The sequence below is a fragment of the Mycoplasma sp. 3686h genome (genome assembly GCF_056781225.1).
Genome location: NZ_CM165562.1, coordinates 338,190 through 355,240, shown reverse-complemented (window position 1 = coordinate 355,240; position 17,051 = coordinate 338,190). Strand labels below are relative to the sequence as shown.

At 28.5% G+C, this 17,051-nt stretch carries 2 protein-coding genes; both read right to left on the bottom strand.

All coding sequences use genetic code 4. The features are described from left to right. Positions 1-2: 2 nt before the first annotated feature. Entirely contained in the window at positions 3-8,447 is an 8,445-nt protein-coding gene (locus tag AC1RP9_RS01665; RefSeq protein ID WP_481822651.1) for a hypothetical protein, read from the bottom strand. A 207-nt stretch (positions 8,448-8,654) separates the two neighbouring features. Further along, positions 8,655-17,051 carry a rhoptry family protein gene (locus AC1RP9_RS01660; RefSeq protein WP_481822650.1) on the bottom strand — a complete coding sequence of 2,799 codons (8,397 nt, stop codon included), beginning with the start codon at positions 17,049-17,051 and terminating at the stop codon, positions 8,655-8,657.

Below are 17,051 nucleotides of genomic sequence, written 5' to 3'. Positions count from 1 at the left end.
AATTAGTGAAGTTTAATTTTAACATCAAATCATCCATTTTGTCCAATGGCATTGTAAAATTCTGGCGTTCCAATTCCACCTTTTCCAGAAAGATTATCCATTGTTTCAACATATGGATCAGGTCCTCATAAATTTGAATTACTCAAGTCTTTAAACGATAATCCTTCTAAATCCCTGAAACTAATTTTATTCATTGTATATTCGAAAAAGTCCTCGTTTTCTCTCTGACCAGTAAAATGTCGTCTTCCTGCACTGGTACGTTTGAAGAAAAAGACATGTCTTAAAGAATCGTCACTTCCTAGTGAAATTATCTGTTGGTTTGAAGTATTATTTTTATCAAATCTCATTAAGATTTTTCAACTAAGCACCATTAACACTATTTCACCGTTCGAATTTGGTAAAAACATTGGTACACCAATAACAAGCGGAAGAAATAGTAGATTTTTGTTTCGATCTTTTTGAGCATTAAAACGATATTGGTAGGTATTAGCTCAATTATATTGATTTTGATCTTTTTGAGAAATAAGTCCAGTGCTATAAGCAGGAGTGTTTTGATATTGAATTCCAGTATCTGAAACAAAGTTTGGATTTAAGGTTCTTCAAAAAATTTGAACTCCAATTTGTTGATATCCCTTATATAGATTAGAAAAATTAATTTTAACCCTAAAGTTTGGAGTAGAGTTAGTGTTTGCAGAAATTGGATCATCTATACCTTCGTTAATTTTCTCTACGTAAAATTTAGTATTATCTCCAATAGCTTTAACAAGTGAGTATTTGTTAAATGCACTTAGTATACGAGATGGTGCTTCAAGGTTGTTTCATCCAGCTTCTTCAGCTGTAAAAAGTTTTTGATCTAAATGAGCTGAATCACGAATGTCTTCTTTAGTGATTAATAAAGCATCTAAGGTATGAAATGAGATTCCAATGTTTTCAAATCTCACTCCAAAACCATCTGCATTACTAAAAGAACTATTAGCATCAGTAATATTATTAGGTTTGTGGAATTTGAAATAAAGTTGGATAAATCCTTTACGAACTTGAGGATCTGAAGTTAAACGTGAAGCAACATATTCAGCATTGGTAGTATTAGGTTTGATAATGTACACATCGACATTAGAAGTGTTAAAAATTGCACTGGTTCCTTTAAGAATGTTAAATCTGTCGAATAAATTACCAAGCATTCCAGTTCCGTTAGGATTAAATAAAGGATTGAGTTTTTTTCCTTTAAAAGTAGTTCCTTCAATATTAAGATTTTCTTCGGTAATGCTATTGTTGGTAATGACGTTTTTAAAGGCTTCTAAGGTTGTTTCCTCTTTAGCAAGTATGTTGGCATAATTAAATGTACCACTTACACTTTGAGTTAAAAAGTCAAAGAATAAATCTGTGTTTTCAGAATCGGTAGTTCATTCAAATAATCTTAATGCTAAGTCAAACCCTTTGGTAATTGCCCCAAAAATATCAATATCGCTAGCACTGTTTTTTTGCAGAGCATTTAATTCATTTTTACTTTGTACTGAAGGATTTGAGATTTTAGCATACTCGGTTTTAGCTGATCTAAATCGATCTTGGGCAGGAGCAATGTTGGGATTAGCTTGAGTTGGAGTGGCAAGATATTTCAACAGATTAGTTAAACTAGCACGACCATCGTAATTATTAGCTCCATCAAGGAATTTAGTGAGTACTTTTTGGAGAGTATTAGTATCTTGTGCATTAGTTCCAAAGACCAATTCCAGTAACTTGCTTTTAGCTTTTGCTAGAGCGATTACTAAGTTTTGGTAATGCATAAAGTAATTATTTCTTTGAGTAGTAATATTAGCTGGAGTTCCATTAGCATATGAAACGTTGGGTTCAAGAACTTCATCGCGAATATCTTGTTGAGCAGTATTTGAAATGCTATTCATTTCAGTTAAAAACTCATTGATTCGAGTAGCTAATGTTCCAGTTTCTGAATGAGTGGTTTTAAGTGATTTACGAACATTTTCCATTGCAGGATTTGGATTATCAGTTAATTCATCCTTAAACTTAGTTAAATTACTAAATTTAACTAAAATCGAAGGGATTGATTTAATTGAAATGTGATTTAAATAAAAGTTATACAACTCATCAGCAGCATTAACCACTTGTTCAATTACAGTGTTATCAACTTGAGTTTTAAGTCAGTTTTTAATATCATTTCTCATTCCGTTTGCTCGATTAACATTATCTCTAACTTGGGTTCGAATCGTATCTGAAACAAGAGGGTTAATTAAGCTATTGTATTGGTCTAATTCAGCTTGACTAATTCCAGTTACTTCAAGCACAAATTCTTTACTAGTTCCATTGCTAGTTCCAGTGTTGATAAAATCATAAAATTGGTTAAATTTATCTTTATATGAGTTATAACGATTAGCTTCTCATTTTAATAAATCTACCCGTTGGTCTTGATATTCTTCTTGTGCTTGGACTAGTTTAGTATTAAAAGTTTCTAATTTTTGTGCTGTTGAAATGTCAATACTTTCAAGTGGTTTTAGAGCATCCCTTTCGTAATTTGACCGTCTTGGAGAAATATTCGGGTCAGTAAAGTTATTGGTAATGTATTTATCAAGCGATAAATGAAGAGCATAAGCTTGTTTAGCTTTTTCGCGCTCAGCAGCAAAGATTTGATCCAAAATTCCATTGTTTGAATTATAAATCTCATTTGCTACTCTTAATTTATCTGTTTCATTATGTGCAGTATTATTTAAAATTGAAGTTGCTTCAGTGATCTTATTTGCTAAATTAGTGTATAAAGCTTTAATAGGAACTGTTTCATAATCATTATTACCATTATTACTTAAAGTATTATAAGAATTTAAATATTCTTGAGCTTTTTGAATATTTGATTGGAGAATTTTTGAGTTAATAAAGGCAATGCTATATGAAGTATCTGCTGAACCTGTGAGATATTTTTCCCGTAATTTATCGTAATTATCTTTGGTTTCTGGAATTGTGGTTAAATCAGTAAATGCTTGATTAATAATGCTTGCTAGCGGAGTCTTAGCTCCTTGACTTAAAAACTCACCATTTCCTGGAGTCGAAGGAAATGTGTTTAATTCTGCTTGCTTTTTAGCAGCTGCAATTGCTAAGTTTAAACGAGCTGTATATGTATCAAGTAAGAAAATGCTATTATCAAGATTTTGAGCGTTTTTAGATGTGTAATAATATCCTTGAGCTTTAGTAATTTCAGTATTCAGTTTATTAATTGAAGCAGTAACGTTTACATCAGAATTAAGATTTGTAGCAATACTATTTGTAGCTTGATTTGCAGTATCAATAAGCTCAGCTATGGTTTTATATTTTTCAAAGAAAACGTCAGTTTCAACTGCTTCTAAAATAGCAGCATCAATAGTTGAACGATCAGTTGCATCTTTCATTTTTTGTGCTTGAGTATGGAAGAAATCGTCAGCTTTTCCTTTTAAGGTTGCATACTTAGTCTCAACTTGACCCATATTGTTAATTAATTGATCAACTTCTTTAGTTTTAGTTCCTTTATCAGCTGGATTATTACCATTATTGTAGATAAAATCCAAAGCGTTTTTACGAGCTAAATATAAATCAAGTGCACTTTTAAATTGAGATGTTAAATTTGGATTTAATTGGGTTGAAATATCTGTAGCAGTTTTATTATTATCAGGAATGCTTGCTAAAATAGTATCCGCTAGTAATTTAGCATCGTGATCAAACCCATAATTAGCGGCTGTCGCTCCACTTTTATAGGTGAAATTATCATATTTATGTTCATTAGCAACTTGAGTATTAATAATATTGATTTTTTCCTCATGTAAGGTTAATAATTGTTGTGCAACATCTAAAGTATTTTGGACAGTAAATAATTTAGCTTGAGTAGTTGTTCCTTGATTTAATTGCTCAATTAAATGGTCTAAAAATCCAATCATTTTGGTGCGTCCAGCGGCAGCAGTACCTTGAGCTCCAGTACCTTCAACATATGTAACTGAGAAACTTTGTTTTGCACGATCAACTGAATCGTATACTTGAACAAATTTATTAAATAAAGCAATTTGATCTTCAAGTTCTTTTTCTTTAGTAACTAATTGATCTGAATTAAGATTTAAATAATTATTTGTGTACCCTGTGTAAGTATTACTAATTCCAGTCACAAGAGCTTGTTTACCGGTTTGAGTTTGTGGAATTGAATTATTCTTAGCAGTGAGGGTTTGAGCTTGTTTAGTTTTTTTAGCAAGAAGTTTTAAACTTTCTTCTTTAAACTGAATGTCACTGAGCATATCATCAATATTAGTCAATTGGTCTCTGGTTTGAACTGCATTAGTTTGAACAATTAAATCATCAAGCTTGTTATCAATTTGAGTTTTTAAAGCAGTATCTATATTATTTGCAATAATATTTAGTGCATCATCAATACTCATTTTGTAAGTTTTGATTTTAGTTAATTGTGAAGCTTTTGCTTCTTCGATTGAAACATTATCGAGATAAACGTTTCTTAATTCATTTCTAAGAGTAATGATACTAATTGGAGTTTGATTATATAAAATATCACTAGTAGCGCTTGTATATGTGCTAGTATCTTTAAGTTTAGCAAAGAGTGTGTTTCCTGGACGTTGAGTGGTTAAAACATCAATGTTCTTTTGACTTGGATCAGATAAAGAATTATTGTCAAAATAGTCAAAAATTTCTTTCAGTTGGACAATTAAGGCGTTTAAAGCTGAGATTTTTTGATAATCTCGCTTAATTTTGCTTAAATCTAAATCAACTGAATAATTATTAACAGTTTGAGTCAATGCACCTTGTCAAGTAGTAAGAATATTTTTTCAACTATCACTATAACCATTTTTAGTTTGGGTTGAATATGAATTAAACGGATTAAGATTAGTGCTAATTTGTTGAGCAGTATGGGTAAATGAATCTTGAGCATATGCTAGTTCAAGTTGGTTTAATTTAGCAAGTAGATTCATGGTTAAAGTAGTTTTTTTACCATTTGAATCAACTGCATTTGTTAAATTATCAAATTCATTAAAGACAGTATCTGTTTTGGGTGAATTAGTAATTCCATCAGTTTGTTTTAATTGATCGTATTCACCTTTTAAGCGATTTTTAGAAGCAATAGCATTATCTCAAGCTTGTTGAATTGCGTTTTTAGTGGTGATTTCTCGAGTGATGAAAAAATCAATTTCTTGACTTAAAGTAGTCAGGTTAGCCTTACTTGCATAAAATTGTCCTAATTGATTTTGATAATCAACTACTTTGGGATCAAAAGCTCGAATTGCATCATCAAAAATAGCGTGATTACGCTCGTTTGCTCCATAAATATTTTGTAAATTCTTTAATTTATTCTCAACTTGAATTCGAGTTGAATTTTTATCTAATTCAGCAGTTAAAATTCGAGTTTTAAAATCAATAGTATCAGGAAGATCACCAAACGCAATTAAACTATTAGCTGGTTCGTTAGCACCTCCATTATTAGGTTTATCAATAATTGAATCTTTTAGTGCTTTGTAAGCAATTGGATTGGTTGTTTGGTTAATAGTTGTTAATTTATCAGCACTAGCTTTGAGTGCTATAGCTAGCTTTGAGTAGCGCTTAATGGTATTTTCAAGTTCATCAACTTGAGCTTGAGTTCTATTTTGCATGTTCAATAAAGTATTAACTTGAGTATTAATACTTTCAATTGAAGCATTAATGCGATTGTAAGGTTCTTGATTGATTAAAGTTTGATCACTAATTTTGTTATCTTGAATTAATTTATTGGTTTTTTGTAACAAAGCACCAGAAATTTCTAGAGCAAGAGATAAATATTGATTAGTTAAACTTTGAATATAACTATTGATTTTAACTGAATCAAAATCAGGATTAAATAAATCAACTAAAAAGGTATCTACTTCTTGATTGAGTGCTTTAGCAAGATTAAAATATAAAGTAGGTTTAAAGGTTGCATAATCATTATTTTCAGTATTTTTAACCAGATTTTTTAAATCATTATTTTTAACTTCAAGGTCACGAGCTGAATTGACTACATCCATTAATTTGAGAATTTGATCATTAATTGAATCACGTTCAGTTTTAGTTAAGGTAGTTGAAGTGAGTGCTTTTTGATAAGAACCGAGTTTATCAAGCAGTTTTTGTTGCATTGAAGTTGGTTTCCCACCAAGCGAATAAGGAGCAAAGAGATCATTGATTCGTTTAAAGTAATCATTAAGAGCTTGACCACTTTGATATTCGGCTTGTTTATCTTTGTAATCTTTAATTGCTTGATCCATTTGATCAGATAAAGAATTTAAATCACTTACACTAGAAGGATCGTTTAAAGCTTGAAGAATCTTGGTTTTTATTTGAGTAATTGCTAAAGCTTCACGTTCTAAGTAAGCTTGTTCAGATTTTTTACCATTTGAAGATTCAATAGTTTGTTCTCCTAAAGCTACTTTAGCTTCAAGTTCTTTGAAAGTTTGAGCATTTTTCTCGATTTGATCTAATGAATTTTGAATATCAAGGAATCTTCTTTCTTTTTGAACTTGAGTTAAGTTTGGGTTTTGAGCAGTAATTTTTGCCTGTTTTGCCAGTTCTTGAGCTTGTTCAAACAATTTAGCACCAAAAACTGAATCAATTTGACCATTGGTTTGTTCTGGGAAAACTTTTAAAAGAGCTTGACGAGTATCACCGTATTTTGATAAGGTCTTTTGAAGACCCTCACTAATGTGAGATTTAGCAATTTCTTCACGGTATTGAGCAATTAAGATTTGTAAGTCTCCACGAATAGCGGCCTTTTCTGCAGGAAATTGTTTGCTTGCTTGAGTATTTAAAAATCTTAATTTTTCTTTAATGCTTGAATCAATTTCAAGATCAGTATTTAAAATTTGCTCAGCTAAGTTAAATCAATTTTTCAATTCAGTAAGATTAATATCTCTTAAACGATGACTTTCAACTCTAAGAGTATCATTAAGCTCTTTAACTGAAGGATTTGAGTTAAGTAGGTTTGAAATATTATTTGACATTTTGTTTAAAACATCTTTATTAACATTTAATCCTTTATCAAGTGCTTCAATTGCTTGGTCGTTAATCTTTTTGAGCGAGTTTTTAAAAACACTACCTAAAAGCACATTGTCATAAATGTTATTGTGCAATTGATTTAATTGAGTGAGATATTCGTTAGTATTATCAAATTTTGACTCAACAATATCGTTTAATTGTTTTTCAAACTTTTGTCCATCACTTTGAGCAAGGTTTTTTTCATTTAAGTATTGATTGATTTTAGTGTTAATGGTATCGATTAATTTTTCGATATTTTTAACAGTAATTGTTAAATCATTTACTTGAGCAATGCTGTTTAAAAGGTCAGTTGGAGTTTGAGTTGGGTTTGATTGAATTTTTTCAATTTGATTAGTTATTAAATTTTGAACCGCAGGAATAAAATTATTTGATTGGAGATTAGCTAAATCTTGTGAAAGTTTTACACGTAATTTATCTAAATCGGGGGTTTCTTGAATTAAAGCACTTAACGAATTGTTCACCAAACCGTTTAAATAAACAATTTCTTCAGCTTTGGTAATAGCTAATGTTGGCGAATCGTTTAAAGCAATTGCTTTAAAATTATCAATCCGTTCTAAAAAGTTGTTTTTAAGTGAATCATCAATTTTAAGTTCATTAACTTGTTTGCGAACTTGAATTACATTTTCAAGGAAATTGTTAAGTGATGTGTTTTCTTTTTCTTTGTTTAAAGATAACTTATTAATCATTTCTTCATAAATGTTGTTATATTCATCAATAGCATCACGTGAGTATGTTGGTTGATGAAGTAAGTATAAAATTTGTTCAATGGTTGAATTGAGTGCACTTTTTTCCTGAGCACTAAATTTGGTTGAAATATTTTTGACTGATTGTTCGTGATTAGTTCAAATTTTAGTTTCTAATTCAAATTGATAATCATTTTGCAGAGCAATAAACTTATCAATGGTTTGGAAAAAGGACTCAAGTGCTTGAGCTTTGTTTGATTGAGAAGAAAGTGCTTGAATTACTCTATCTTTGGCTCCTGAAGTCATATTTTGAAAATCAACATCTTTAACTAAAGAATAGTATTCATTAACAAGATTTTTTTCTTGTTCTATATCATTAACAACATCAAGCAGTGCTTTTGGAGTTTCTTGTTTAAGTTTGTTTCTTTGAATAAGCATCAAACCAATCGAAGAATTTTCATTAGCTAAAAGTTGGTTAGCATAATCAACATCAAGCGAAAGATTTTTAATATTTTCATTGCTTAATTGTTCTTGTGTGAGCGATTTTAATGATGACTGAGTTATTTCAACTTGATTCTTCAATTCCATAAAAAAGTATGTCTGTTTACGTTTAACATTGACTGAATTGTGTAAAGATAACAATGCTCCAGCAGATACTAAAGCTCCTCCTCCAGTTACACCGGCTGTAACAGCTAGAGAAGTTAGTACTTTTTTAGATTTTTTCATAATACACCTCATTTTTTTATATTAATCGCTATAAATAATTTATTATTTTTTATTATATAGTAAATATCATGTTTAGCACGTAAATCGAACGTTTTTAAACACCAATTTCCACTAATGTGGAAATTTTTGCAGAAAAAAAGCATCGAATTTTAAAGGTTGATGCTTTTTTCCATAAATGTGCTTTTTTCCTATGTATTTGTCCATTGGTTAACGGATTTTGAATCAGAACGAGTTAATTCAAGCAGCATATAATGATTGTCTTGCTGAAGCTTTAATAAGCTCATTTGTTTTTTGTTTATAATCAGCACTAGGCAATGGTTTTAAGGTTGCGGTTGTTGGATCATCTTTATTTGTTCGATATACTGTGCTTTCTCCACCAGTAATTGGTAAAATCGGATTTGCTCCAAGTGATTCATAAATAAAGGTTATTAATCAACGATTTGCATTTGAAATAACATTTTTAAACACTTGATCACTAAACGAGGCAAAAATTGAAAATGTTTTTGCTAATTCATCTGGGGTTGGACGATAATTCTTTGGTTGAGTTCCAAATTTATTTGATAAAGTCTGTAAGAATTGCTTTTCACTTTGCTTAAGAGAATTATTATTCATATAACTTTTAATTGAAGCTGCAAGTTTATCTTTATTAATCACTAGAAGAGTGTTTTCAGTCCATGAATTGTAGAAATAAACTTTTCTTGTAATTGGATCATAATCAATATTAAACGTATATAAGTTGAGATTAAGTCCAGTTGGAAGTTTGCTAATAGGAGTTGTTCATCATCAAGCATGGTCGTTATAAATGTTATAAACATCACCGCCATCACGTGCACGTAAAAAGTATTCATATGACTCAGGTTTTTCTTGCCCATTTCTCTTACCATATGTTGGAAACCCAGTAATAACACCACCATTGAGCTGTAAGAAAGCAAATCCTTTTTCTTTATCAAGTGGGATGATGTTTAAGATTTCATGGTCTTTAGTAGAAGTTAATGAAACATTATAAGTAATCGGGATTGATAATTGATTTTCAAAATCAAATCCATATTGAGCATTCTTATCTCGATTATTCTTATCTAAAAATGCACTCAATCTTGAATTTGTAGAATTTGTGGTATATCTAATATTTTGCTCAGTGTCCTTAAGCGAATTTTGATACTCTGGTTTAAATTGAACAATTTCTCCATCCTTTGTGGGATTGCTATTATTCTTGTTAATTCCAAAAATAGCACTTTTCATTTTGTTATAAACTTTGGTAATCACTTGCTCCTTTACTTTTTTAGCTTGCTCACTATTTGCATCAGTGACCTGAGCAATATTTCAACCAGCTTCATCAACATCAATTACTTCATATTTAGCATTAATTCCAACTTTTTCTTGGTCGCTTATGAAGATACTTGATGTTTCTCTTGGAATTGCAATAGTATCAAGAGTTTTAAAAGTTATTACTACTTCTTTTTCAACCTGTTCTTGACCTACATCAACATAATTAGTTTCGTATTTATACACAATTTTTGCTTTAAGAGACTGACGGTCTACTTCTTCTTTACTTGAAGGGATAAGATTAAATCAACCATTTGGATCATATTTTTTAATGTAAACTTTGAGTTTTAATGGTGAGAAAATTGATTTTAAATCACTTGCTTTTTCAATGTCCTTACTTGTAAAAGCAAATTGCTTAAACATTGCTAAGAAGCTATCATTATTATCAATTTCAACCAAGTCATTTGAGCTGTTATTTGCTAATTTTTCAAAAGTTTGAGTAAATTTCTTTCTGGTAATATTTTCATTAGCAATAATGACTTTATATTTTTGATCATATTTTTGATTCAATCCATCTTCACTTGGAGCAAGTGGATTGGTTATGCTTGGATTTGCTTCTAGTTGTTTGAATAATAAGCTATTGTTTTTATCTTTTTTAATCCAGTCATTATATTCATTTATTACTTGGATTAGCTCAAATAATTGTTGAGCTAAATTACTATTCTGATTTAGTGAACCAAAATCAAAATTATTTGATGTATCAATTTGCTCAATTTTTACTTGAATTGAGTTTTTAAACTCGTTAAATTGCTTTTTAATTTCATTAGTATCAGTTGATGTGGTTTGATACTTTATTTCTTGATAAAGATCAGCAAAAACACTTTCAAGTGGATTAAATGACATTGTTTTTGCAAGAGTGTTTTTAATTGCTTTTTGTAAATTTAAAAAGCTGAAGTTTAATTGATTAACTAGATTAGCAAAATTAGCTAATGATGATGCATTATTTTTAGATGCTAATAAAGCATAAATGTTATTAGCATTTTCAAACTCTTTCTTAAAACTATCATAGTGATTTTCAAGTTCTTCAACTTGATTATATTTGTATAAATTTTTTCCTTTTTGCTTGATATTTTGCTTTAATTGGTCTAATTTATTGATTAAATTCACATAAAAACCAGTTCCGTTTTTTGAATTAGCAGACACAAATTTTTGAGCAAATTGTTCTTTAACATACTTAATAAAATCATTAATAGTTTTTTGATAATCTCCTTCAATGAGGTTTATTAAAAGATCAACTTTACTTGAATAATTATTAATGTTGCTAAAATCTAAACTTAAAGCATATGCAATTTTTTCTTTTAGTGCTAAAAGCGGTTTATAAGCTGATAATTGTAAGTTCGCTCCACTTCAAATTGCTTTTTTATCAATTCTAAATTCATCAACATAATTAAGAACATTAGTTTGAATGTTTACTAGTTTTGCTTTAACTTTATTGTATAAATCAAAAATTTGTGCTTTGGTCACTGATTGAGCTGGTGATAAATAAGCATTTGCTTGCAAGTATGAAAGATCATTTAAACTTGAAGATATTGATTCTAAATCATTTATTCCTTTTTGAATAAACCCATCAATATAAGTAATTGTCGTATTTGGATTTACCTTGCTAACTATCTTATCAAAATAGCTTTTAAGTTCATTATTCAAGGTTAATGTTTCTTTAACTTGTTCACGTTTTGCATTAATTAATTGATCAATATTACTTTTAATAACGTTAAGTAAATGAACTTTAGCTTGTTCATTATTATTCACATTACCAAGAGTAGTCATAACACCATTTGCACCGTTAATCAATGCATTAAGTTGGTTAAACTTAATTGTTACAGCTGCATTATCCAGTTGAGCATCTTGGAAAGTAATATAATTTAAGGCTCGTTTGTACTCTGCTTTAAGTTTAATAGCATTATCTAATGCATATTCAATGAGTAAATTTTTCTCTTTATTTGAGTGAACTTGTTCTGCTGGTGCAAAGTAAGTATTAAATAATTGCTTTAAATTAGCATTTGGAGCATTGTATAAAGTAATAAATTGGTTTAGTTTAGTGTTAATAACTTGCTTTTCATTGTCGCTTAAAAGCTCGTTTGTTTCACATTTAGTTTTAACTTGATCATAAGTATTTAATAAGCTTAATCTCAAGTGAATATTTTCTAATTGTTCAAGGATTTTTTCAATTGAATTTTCACCTTCTAAGCTCATTTTATCAGTATTATCGTAATAAAGTTGAGCTCGTTGAATTAACTCAAGAGCTTGACTTTTAACATTATTTACTAATGTTTGATTAGTATTGATTTTCTTGATTAATTCATTAAGTTGATAAACCTTACTTGCTAGTGTTTTTAAAGTTGTTAACTTTTCCTGAACAAGATTAATTTTTTGACGAATAATATTTAACTCTCCACTTTGATTTGGAGCTATGGTCAAAGTATTTTGAATTTGGTTTTGCTTATATAGATTATCTAGAAATTTAGTTAAAGCAATTTTAAAATCATTGTGCACTAAAGGTTCAAACAAGTCTTCTTTCAAAGAGTTAATTTTAATTGCATTCTCATGTCGGTAAATGTTGCGACTTTTAATTAATGCTGTTTGAGCGTAAATATTTTTAACAATGTTTTGAGTTGCAGATTGATATTCTTGAGCACTTTGATGATTATCTTTTGGTAAACTATCTCAAACTATTTTAAGCACATCATCTAAATCTGTTTTTGAAATAGCAAAATTATTTACTGCTAAACTTGTGCCAAAAAGTAATGTTTCTTCATCTGCTTGAATGATATTTTTTAACTCGTTTACTTTAAATGTTAAGTCGTTAATTTTAGTAACTGCCTGGGAATTATATTCTTGGTTTAAAGCAGATTTTTCAAAATCATTTAAATAATCATTAAACTCTTTTAGTTTTTCTAAACCATTTTTACCATTTAAACTTCTTAAATTAAAGCTTGACTTATTGATAATATTTCTAATTTGACTAATTTTTGAGCTTAAAACATCAAAAGCGATTAACTTTTGAGTTGTAAAGTAAATTTGATTGCTTAGATTTTGGTAATACTCAATGTTGTTATCATGTGATTGAGTAAAATAATTTTCTCTTGCTTGGTTGATAAGTTCGTTAAGTTTTGATAAATATACATTGTTAGTGTTTATATTGATAAGAGTGTTTAGACTAATTCCTACCTTTATTGCTAATTGAGCAATTGAATAAATCTTATTTTTAACTGAAATAACTTGATTTAGTAATTCTTTAGATTGTTCTAAAGATGTGCTTGAATTAGCTAAAGTTTTGACACTATCTACATAACTATTCATCTTTGTAATAGACATAGGATCAAAGGTGCTCGCGATTTGATTGTAAAAACTTTTGACAATTCCGTATGCACCATTTCTTAAATCATCATTTTCTAAAATTGCAAGAATATTAGCTTTAATTTCATTTAACCCTGCTTGGCTAAGATAATTTTGGTTTAACGCTAAATATTGAGAATTAATATTGTCTAATTTACTTATATCCACAATTGAAGCATTAATAGCGTTTTGAAGAGTTTGAGATGATTGATTTTGATTTTGAGTAATAAAACTTAAAACTTGTTTTTGAAGTGATATTAAATTTAAAAATTGAGTAATCTTTTGATTTATGTGTTCAATTTCTTCCATTGTTAGATTAATTGATTCTAGTTTGCTCTTTACTCAATTATCAAACGATTTTTGAGCATTCTCAATTTTGTTTTTTAATTGCAAATTATTAGAATTAATTGAATTAACAATGCTTTGAATATCTTTAAGATTATTTAAAGCAAAATCTTTTAAATAACCAATTTCAAGCTTTGTTAAATAATTCTTAATGTCATTATTATCAACATTATTTCAGTGAATAGAGTTTTTATCACTTTCATACTGTTCTTTAACTTTTGGATAATAAGTGTTAAATTGATAATTTTCATTAGCACTAGTTAGTTTAATAATGTTATTATCTAAGTTAATTTGTTTGCTATCCACTAGACTAATAACTTGATTTAATGAGCTTAAAAGATTAATTTTTTGATTTTTATATAACTTAATTTTAGTTTCAAAATCAGTTTTTTCGGCTTGAATTTGCTCTATTGTTAAATCATCATTTTTGATAATTGAGTTGATTTTTTGTGATATTAAATCACTATCAACTTTAAGTTCTTTATAGATCTTCCAATCTTGATTTTCTTGTAAAATACTCTTTAATTTTTGAGCAACTTCTAAAAATGTCTTTTTAGCTTTAATAATTTGACAAGCTTGTTTAAGGTTTTTGATTTTAACAAGAATTTGTTCTCTTGTATCTTGACCAGATAGAAAATTATTTTCTAATAGTTTCAAAATATGTAGTGATAAATCTTTTGAATCATCGACATTATACAAATTATATAAAGCTAATAAGTTTGCTGAAACATTAGCAAGTTCTTTTAATATTTCCATTTTATCAGCTAATTCAGCTGATTTTTGATTGCTTAAATAATTATCAAGTTTAGTTAAGTTTTCTTGATAAATATCATTTGCTCCACCGCTTTGGGTTGGAGCACTCATTTGAATTTCTTGGTTAATTGTGCTAATTTTCTCTTGGTTATAAGTATTTCCAATCAAAACTTGAAGCTCAAGTAGTTTATTTTTGCTTTTTTGTAATTCTTGTAAACTCACAAGTTCAGGAGTTAAGTTGATTGAATTGATTATCTGGCTTGCTTTTTTAATCTCTTCTTTTGCAAAATTAATAATTCCCCTGGTTTTAGTTCCAGTATAAAGAGATGAATTTTTGAGCGAAATAATTTTAGATAATTCTTTTGAATTAACTTCAAGTTGATATAAATCAGGAATTAATGACACTAAATGATTAACTTTAGTTGGAATCTTTTGAATTGTATCTTGATTTAATGAATCTTGGATTTGATCAAGTAATTGAGTGTATTGGTTAAACAACATTTTTGCACCCAAACTTGAATAATTTTCTTGATAATTGATGTCAATTTCTGTTTTTAATTCTTCTACTTTAGCTTGGATTAAAATTTTAATATCAGCTTGGTTTAAATCTTTTAATGCTCGATCTAATTGCTGATGCAAGCTTAAAACTTGTTCTAAAGTAGTGTTTGGATTTTCGAATAAACCCTGTACTTGAGAACAAAGATTAACTGCATTATCTATGTAAGGTTTAATTAAGGTTGAAATTGCATGGGTTTGTTTTTGTTTTATCATTTGCTTAGCTGCTTGCTCAAGTTGTGATAATTTACGAAAATGTGTTCCAGTGTAAGTGAGATTATAGAGCTTTTGAGTAATATTTTCAAGCTCAATTTCTAAAGATAATTCACCTTTACCTTTGCTAATTTGGTCACGAATTTGATTTAGTTTATCTTTGTAAATATTGTATAAATCAATCCGTTTTTGTTCATTAATTGTAGGAATATAGTTAGCATTATTATTCGACAAGACTTCTTTTAAATAATCATTAGCAAAGTTTGCAAGATTTTGAACTTGAGCTTGCTTATAGACATTAACTAAGTTTTGTATTTTGTTATTGTAAAGAACAATTCTTTCAATTAGTCGACTTGAAGAGACTGGATTAAAATCACTCTTCATTTCAAGTGAATGAGTACTAAACTCTTGTGCTTGTTCTAAAAGTTCTTTGTTGTTGGCATTGTTTAAATCTCTGACCAATTTAACTTGAGTTTCAAACAAACTAATTAATTCCTTTAGGTTAGCTCTTAAGGTGTTTCTTAATTCTTCATTAAGTTGATTTTTAATTGCTTTTATAAATGAAACACTTACTATGTTTGAATAAGTTTTCACTACTTCATTATTGAGTTTATTTAACTTGCTTTTGATATGTTCACTGGTAAACTTCAGTCTATTAATCTGCAAAATTTGTGTTTGAATGAGTTTTAATTCTTTATTAACTACGGTTAATTCTTCAAACTCTTTAGTGAAAGAGTTGTAAAAGGTAAATAATTGATGAGAAAGCTTTTTAGTATTCATTCTTTGATTTACAATATTCTGAATTTGTCCATTTAATGAATTAAATTTACCTTTATTGATAATGTGATTGTCAAATGCTTGCTTAATTTTATGATTTAATTCATCAAGTAATTGACTTGAAAACTGAAGTGTGTAAAATTCACCGAACAAATCGCTTTTAGCTGAAATGAGTTGTTTTTTGTTGTTAATTAAAGCTGTTTTAATAATCAGTGAGTTAATTACTTGCTTATTATAATTAAGTAAAGGGTTGAATTGCGCAACATAATCACTAAGTTTTGATATGACTTGTTTAATTTCTGTAACACTTTTCTGTGTATCGGAAATTTGTTGATAAAAGGTAATAATATTGTTGTAAATTTGATTAATATCGGCTTTATTAGATGCAATATCTAATTGAATTTTAGTTGCGTTTAGAAAGTTTTGAACATTATCTTTTTCTTTTTGTGAATAAGCAAAATTATTGACAAAAGGTTGAATTAAATTTAAATATTGATTAATTTGATCGATCTCATTTTTAGAATTTAAAAGCATTTGCTCTAATTTAGTAACTTGATTATGTGTCTCTTGGGATGCAATTTCCACTTCATTTACACGAACATTTGAACTAATAATCCGTGAATATAATGGAATTAAAGTTGAATTTAATTCCTTCTTAAGTCCATTAAAAGGTAAATTGTCTAACTTGTTTGTTGAAGTCTCAAGAAGATTAATAAATGGATTTAAAATGTCATTTTGTGATGAAACTAATTGAGTAATTTGGTTTGAAAGTTTCTTTAAACAATCTTGTTTTGCTTGAATATTATTAGTATTTACTAGACTAAAAAAATGAGCTCGATTACTTTCTTTTTGGTTTGAAAATTGTTGCTTTAAATCTAATTCTCTAATCCGGGCTTCTTGGTTGGAAATGACTTTATTTCAAAATACCAAAGGTTCATGGTCTTGGATTTGAATCTTGTTGATATGATTAATATAAAAATCAAAAACAAGTTCTTGTGTTTTATCGAGAATATCTAATTTTTCAACTAATCTTTTCTCTTTTGATTTTCAATCATTTTTAGCTTGATTATAAGAATGTTCAATTTTCTCTTTTGCTTGTTTATCAGCTTTTATATATGGTGAATAAATTTTAAATATGCTTTCACTTTCAAGAAAGTTGCCATAAACTGTTGACTGAGACATATTTTCTTTTGAGTGAATTGTAAATAAAGTTGCACCTAAACTAGCAGTGGTTGCTGGTACTACTAAAAGTGCTGAATAAAGAAGAGATTTTTTAAGTTTACTATTTTTGTTTTTAACCAT